Below are 6,776 nucleotides of genomic sequence, written 5' to 3' on the forward strand. Positions count from 1 at the left end.
ATATTTATTTAGGCTATATTTTCTTTATTTTAAAGAAAATACTAGAACTAAAATTATAAAAACCTAAAAAGTTTAGGAAGAATTTTATACATAAAAATAATGGATAAAGTACGTAAATAATTTTGAATAAATAACATTTTCATAAAAATTAAAACACTTTCGATAAATATCATTATAAAAAAGACTCTCTTATAAGATTTATAAGAGAGAATTTTATTAAAAATTAAATTAATTTTAAATCAGCATTGTCGAAAAATAGCCTGTGAAGCTAAATAATCTAAATTACAGACATAATTTAATGACAGATTTATTAATTTCCATCCAACGAAATAATGATTAAATTATATAAATTAGAGAGTATAGGATAAAAATTGATTGTGATGTGATATAAGTTTAAATGTTTAATTGTTCGTCTTCAATGCTTTTTCTTCGTCTTATTACTTTTTTACTTTATCTGTTCACTAAATCTGTTCACTAAATAATGAATATAAAAAAAATCCTGGCAGTGACCTACTTTCACATGGAAATAAACCATACTATCATCGGCGCTGAGCATTTTCACTTCTGAGTTCGGAATGGGATCAGGTGGGACCCGCTCGCTATGGCCGCCAGGAAACTGATGTAATGTAGTAAAGGACTTATAAAATCATTTAGGGTAACATAATCAAGTCTCACGATTAATTAGTACAGGTTAGCTTCACTCATTACTGAGCTTTTACATCCTGCCTATCAACGTTGTAGTCTTCAACGAATCTTTAGGGACCCCTTTTTTAAGGGGGGTCCAGGGAGATCTTATCTTGAGGGAGGCTTCTTGCTTAGATGCTTTCAGCGATTATCCTGTCCGTACTTAGCTACCCGGCAGTGCCACTGGCGTGACAACCGGAACACCAGAGGTACGTCCACTCCGGTCCTCTCGTACTAGGAGTAGCTCCTCTCAAATCTCCAACGCCCACGGCAGATAGGGACCGAACTGTCTCACGACGTTCTAAACCCAGCTCACGTACCACTTTAAATGGCGAACAGCCATACCCTTGGGACCGGCTACAGCCCCAGGATGTGATGAGCCGACATCGAGGTGCCAAACACCACCGTCGATATGAACTCTTGGGTGATATTAGCCTGTTATCCCCGGAGTACCTTTTATCCGTTGAGCGATAGCCCTTCCATAAAGGACTACCGGATCACTAAGACCTACTTTCGTACCTGTTTGACTTGTCAGTCTCACAGTTAAGCACCCTTATGCCTTTGCACACAATGCACGATTTCCGACCGTGCTGAGGATACCTTTGTACTCCTCCGTTACTTTTTTGGAGGAGACCGCCCCAGTCAAACTACCTACCATACACTGTCTCCAACCCGGATAACGAGTTAAGGTTAGAACTTTAAACACACTAGGGTGGTATTTCAAGAATGGCTCCACTAAAACTAGCGTTCAGCTTCAAAGCCTCCCACCTATTCTACACAGGTATATTCAAAATTCAGTGTAAAGCTGTAGTAAAGGTTCACGGGGTCTTTCCGTCTAGCCGCGGGTACGCTGCATCTTCACAGCGATTTCAATTTCACTGAGCCTTGGGTGGAGACAGCGTGGCCATCGTTACGCCATTCGTGCAGGTCGGAACTTACCCGACAAGGAATTTCGCTTGAAATCTTAACTTATTTAATGAATTTAAATAACTTAAAAGTAACTTTTCTTTTTCTACATGTCGCCATGTAGTCGGGACTATATCTTCATTCAAAATTTAAAATTATTTAATTATTTATCTTTAATTCAAAATTTATTGAATGTCTGGCGTATAGTCTCTGAGGATTCTAATAAATTTGGATTATAATTTCTAACGCTTAATTACTAATTACGTAAATAATTTTAGTAATCTTAATCAACCCTTACAAAAGGGTAATATTTTATTAATAACTTTTAAACAGTTTAATTTTTTGAAGTTTAGAATAAATATTTTTAAAAAATAAACAATTTTTTAGTTTTCACAAAATTTTTATATGTTTTCACAAAAAATTTAATATTTACTTACAATATTTATGATATTTAATATTTACTTATATTTGTTAATATTAAATAACTTTATTAATATTAAGGGTTTTTAAATTTTTTGAGTGTATGTTTAACATAATTGATTAAAATTATTTAATAATATTTACAAAACTAATTATCTAGTTAATTTTTACTAGTCTTTCCTGCTGATTGTCCGCACCTGTCAGATTTTTACTGCTTTAGATAAAATTTAAATAAAAATTAAAAAATTTTATGGTAAAGCAAGTACTGCAGGATACTCGGAGTTTCCAGCATATAGCCAGATTTTACTAAGGCAGCAATTCTACCTTAGGACCGTTATAGTTACGGCCGCCGTTTACCGGGGCTTCAATCTGAAGCTTTACTCAAAAGTTAACTCCATCATTTAACCTTCCGGCACCGGGCAGGCGTCACACCCTATACGTCCTCTTACGAGTTTGCAGAGTGCTGTGTTTTTAGTAAACAGTCGCAGCCACCTGGTATTTGCAACCTTTTTCAGCTTTAGTCGTAAAGACTTTCACCTATTAAAGGCACACCTTCTCCCGAAGTTACGGTGTCATTTTGCCTAGTTCCTTCACCCAAGTTCTCTCAAACGCCTTAGTATTCTCTACTTGTCTACCTGTGTCGGTTTAGGTACGGTTTTACAATACCTGAAGCTTAGAGACTTTTCCTGGAAGCGTGGCATTAGTCACTTTACATGAATAAATCATGTTTTGTCATCATATCTCAGAATAGAGTTCCCGGATTTGCCAAAGAACTTTTCCTACGTACTTGAACCACTATAACCATTAAGTGGCTGACCTAGCCTTCTTCGTCCTCCCATCGCAGTATTATAAAGTACAGGAATATTAACCTGTTTCCCATCGACTACGCATTTCTACTTTGCCTTAGGGGCCGACTCACCCTGCGCCGATTAGCGTTGCGCAGGAAACCTTGGACTTTCGGCGTGTAGGTTTTTCACCTACATTATCGTTACTTATGTCAGCATTTGCACTTCTGATACCTCCAGCAAATTTTTCAATTTACCTTTACAGGTTTACAGAACGCTCCTCTACCAGCTCTTTAAAAAAGAGCTCCGCAGCTTCGGTATATAGTTTAAGCCCCGTTAAATCTTTCGCGCAGGATGACTTGACCAGTGAGCTATTACGCTTTCTTTAAAGGATGGCTGCTTCTAAGCCAACCTCCTGGCTGTCTGAGACCTCCCACATCGTTTTTCACTTAACTATAATTTTGGGACCTTAGCTGGCGGTCTGGGCTGTTTCCCTTTTCACCACGGACCTTATCACCCGTAGTGTGTCTCCCATGCTAAAACTTCTTGGTATTCGGAGTTTGCCTTGGTTTAACAGGCTGGGAAGCCTTTTAGCCAAAACAGTGCTCTACCCCCAAGAGTCATACACGAGGCGCTACCTAAATAGCTTTCGAGGAGAACCAGCTATTTCCGAGCTTGATTAGTCTTTCACTCCTATCTACAACTCATCCCCTACTTTTTCAACAGTAGTGGGTTCGGGCCTCCAGTCAATGTTACTTGACCTTCACCCTGGTCATAGATAGATCGCCCGGTTTCGGGTTTACTCGTTGCAACTAAACGCCTATTTCAGACTCAGTTTCCTTACGCCTCCCCTATACGGTTAAGCTTGCTACAACAAGTAAGTCGCTGACCCATTATACAAAAGGTACGCCATTACATTTTTTAAAAAATGCTTTGACTGCTTGTACGCATACGGTTTCAGGTTCTATTTCACTCCCCTTATCGGGGTTCTTTTTACCTTTCCCTTACGGTACTAGTTCGCTATCGGTCAGTAAGGAGTATTTAGCCTTGGAGGATGGTCCCCCCATATTCAGTCAAGATTTCACGTGTCCCGACTTACTCATTGTTACCCACATTATTAGCCTTTTTACATACGGGGCTATCACCTACTATGGCTGAACTTTCCAGAACATTCTGCTAAAACTAATAATGATTTAGTAACTGGGCTGTTCCGCTTTCGCTCGCCGCTACTAACGGAATCTCGGTTGATTTTTTTTCCTCTGGGTACTTAGATGTTTCAGTTCTCCAGGTTCGCTTTATGTACCTATGAATTTAGCACATAATAACCTCAAAAGGTTGGGTTTTCCCATTCGGAAATCTCCGGATCATTGCTTGTTTGCCAGCTTCCCGAAGCTTATCGCAAGCTACTACGTCCTTTATCGCCTCTTACTGCCAAGGCATCCACCATACGCGCTTTATTTACTTGACTATGTAACCCTAAATGATTTTATGATTACTTTGTCAATAAAGACATTAGAATACCTAAATTGGCGCCTTTACTTTAATTACCAAATTGTTAAAGAACTCCCTGCATTAATTATTAAAAAATGCAAGGGTTAACTAATAATATAAACTATTAAATTATCCATAAATATTTTAAATATCCATAATATTATATAAAGTATAATAGCAATATTAAAAGTATAATATCAAGAAAAATAAACGGAAGTAAAATTTTTACTACTAAAGCTAGACTTCATTTAAAAATTCATTTTTTTTGCATAGTTTTAGAGAAATTAGCGAAATATATATGGAGCCAGGCGGAGTCGAACCGCCGACTTTCTGCTTGCAAGGCAGATGCTCTCCCAACTGAGCTATGGCCCCAAAATTATAGTAGGTCTGGGAAGATTTGAACTTCCGACCTCACCCTTATCAGGGGTGCGCTCTAACCAACTGAGCTACAGACCCGAGTTCATTGATCAGAGATTTCAGGAACTTTTTTTAACCTGATTCTGAAATAAATAAACTCAGATCTTGAATTGTAAATTACTAGAAAGCAGTTTGTGTGGATACATGTACGATAATTTGATCACTATATTAAAGTTAAGGAGGTGATCCAGCCGCAGGTTCCCCTACGGCTACCTTGTTACGACTTCACCCCAGTCATGAATCATACCGTGGTGAGCAGCTTCCCGAAGGTTAGCTTACCCGCTTCTGGTACAATTCACTTCCATGGTGTGACGGGCGGTGTGTACAAGGCCCGAGAACGTATTCACCGCGACATTCTGATTCGCGATTACTAGCGATTCCAACTTCATGGAGTCGAGTTGCAGACTCCAATCCGGACTACGAACAGTTTTTTGGGATTAGCTTTACCTCGCGATGTAGCAACCCTTTGTACTGCCCATTGTAGCACGTGTGTAGCCCTACCCGTAAGGGCCATGATGACTTGACATCATCCTCACCTTCCTCCGGTTTATCACCGGCAGTTTCCTTAGAGTTCCCGGCCGAACCGCTGGCAACTAAGGACGAGGGTTGCGCTCGTTACGGGACTTAACCCAACATCTCACGACACGAGCTGACGACAGCCATGCAGCACCTGTCACTCGGCTCCCGAAGGCACCAAGTCATCTCTGACAAGTTCCGAGGATGTCAAGGGTAGGTAAGGTTTTTCGCGTTGCATCGAATTAAACCACATGCTCCACCGCTTGTGCGGGCCCCCGTCAATTTCTTTGAGTTTTAACCTTGCGGCCGTACTCCCCAGGCGGAGAACTTAACGCGTTAGCTTTGCTACTAGAAAGTAAACTTTTTAACAGCTAGTTCTCATCGTTGACGGCGTGGACTACCAGGGTCTCTAATCCTGTTTGCTCCCCACGCTTTCGCACCTCAGTGTCAGTATTGGTCTAGGAAGCCGCCTTCGCCACTGGTGTTCTTTCCGATATCTACGCATTTCACCGCTACACCGGAAATTCCACTTCCCTCTACCATACTCTAGATATTAAGTATCGGATGCAGTTCCTAGGTTAAGCCTAGGGCTTTCACATTCGACTTAAATATCCACCTACGCGCGCTTTACGCCCAGTAATTCCGATTAACGCTTGCACTCTCTGTATTACCGCGGCTGCTGGCACAGAGTTAGCCAGTGCTTCTTTTGTGGGTAACGTCAACTCTCAAAAGGTATTAACTTTGAAACTTTCTTTCCCACCGAAAGTGCTTTACAACCCGAAGGCCTTCTTCACACACGCGGCATTGCTGGATCAGGGTTTCCCCCATTGTCCAATATTCCCCACTGCTGCCTCCCGTAGGAGTCTGGGCCGTGTCTCAGTCCCAGTGTGGCTGATCGTCCTCTCAGACCAGCTACGGATTGTTGCCTTGGTAGGCTATTACCCTACCAACTAGCTAATCCGACGCAGGCTCATCTTATAGCACGAGGTCCGAAGATCCCCCGCTTTGCTTTTAAAGAAAGATTATGCGGTATTAGCCTGAGTTTCCCCAGGTTATCCCCCACTATAAGGTAGATTCCTACGTATTACTCACCCGTCCGCCACTTGCCGTCAGGGAGCTAAGCTCCCCCCGTTGCCGTTCGACTTGCATGTGTTAGGCATGCCGCTAGCGTTCAATCTGAGCCAGAATCAAACTCTTCAATTAAACAAATGTTGTCCTCTAAAGGACAAAATTAAGGCTCGACACAAAACACTGCAGTTAGGCAGGCTGTGTGTCGAATAATTTTTTATGATTCGACTATCACACAGTACCCACACAAACTGCTTCCGTTTATTTCTAGTTGTTAAAGAGCACTATTATTTAATTTAATGATAGAAATGCTATTTTACACCCATATTAAGTAATGTCAACAAAAATACGCTTACATTTCTATTCAAGCTTCTATCATGAATAGACAATCCCCCCCCCAAACCCTTTCTCTTATCCGCATCTGACGCTGCCGACGATCTACTCCGTGTTGGTTTCGGTCGATTCCTGTGACTCTACAGCACAACAAAT

Annotated in this window: 2 tRNA genes and 3 rRNA genes; all 5 read right to left on the reverse strand. The window is 40.9% G+C overall.

From position 1 onward, the window contains the following. Positions 1-497 precede the first annotated feature (497 nt). The 5 genes from rrf to CLERM_RS03025 all read right to left on the reverse strand — a co-directional run bounded on the left by rrf (position 498) and on the right by CLERM_RS03025 (position 6,422). A 5S ribosomal RNA gene (rrf, locus tag CLERM_RS03005) occupies positions 498-613 on the reverse strand. A gap of 47 nt (positions 614-660) precedes the next feature. Then, positions 661-4,263 (reverse strand): 23S ribosomal RNA (locus CLERM_RS03010). 322 nt (positions 4,264-4,585) lie between these two features. Next, positions 4,586-4,658 (reverse strand) — tRNA-Ala (locus CLERM_RS03015). A 10-nt stretch (positions 4,659-4,668) separates the two neighbouring features. Beyond that, positions 4,669-4,742 (reverse strand) — tRNA-Ile (locus CLERM_RS03020). A gap of 136 nt (positions 4,743-4,878) precedes the next feature. Next, a 16S ribosomal RNA gene (locus CLERM_RS03025) occupies positions 4,879-6,422 on the reverse strand. The 16S, 23S and 5S rRNA genes sit together here with 2 tRNA genes alongside, the layout of an rRNA operon. Positions 6,423-6,776 lie beyond the last annotated feature (354 nt).

The organism is Coxiella-like endosymbiont (assembly GCF_002871095.1).
In the GTDB taxonomy this organism is placed as follows: Bacteria; Pseudomonadota; Gammaproteobacteria; order Coxiellales; family Coxiellaceae; genus Coxiella.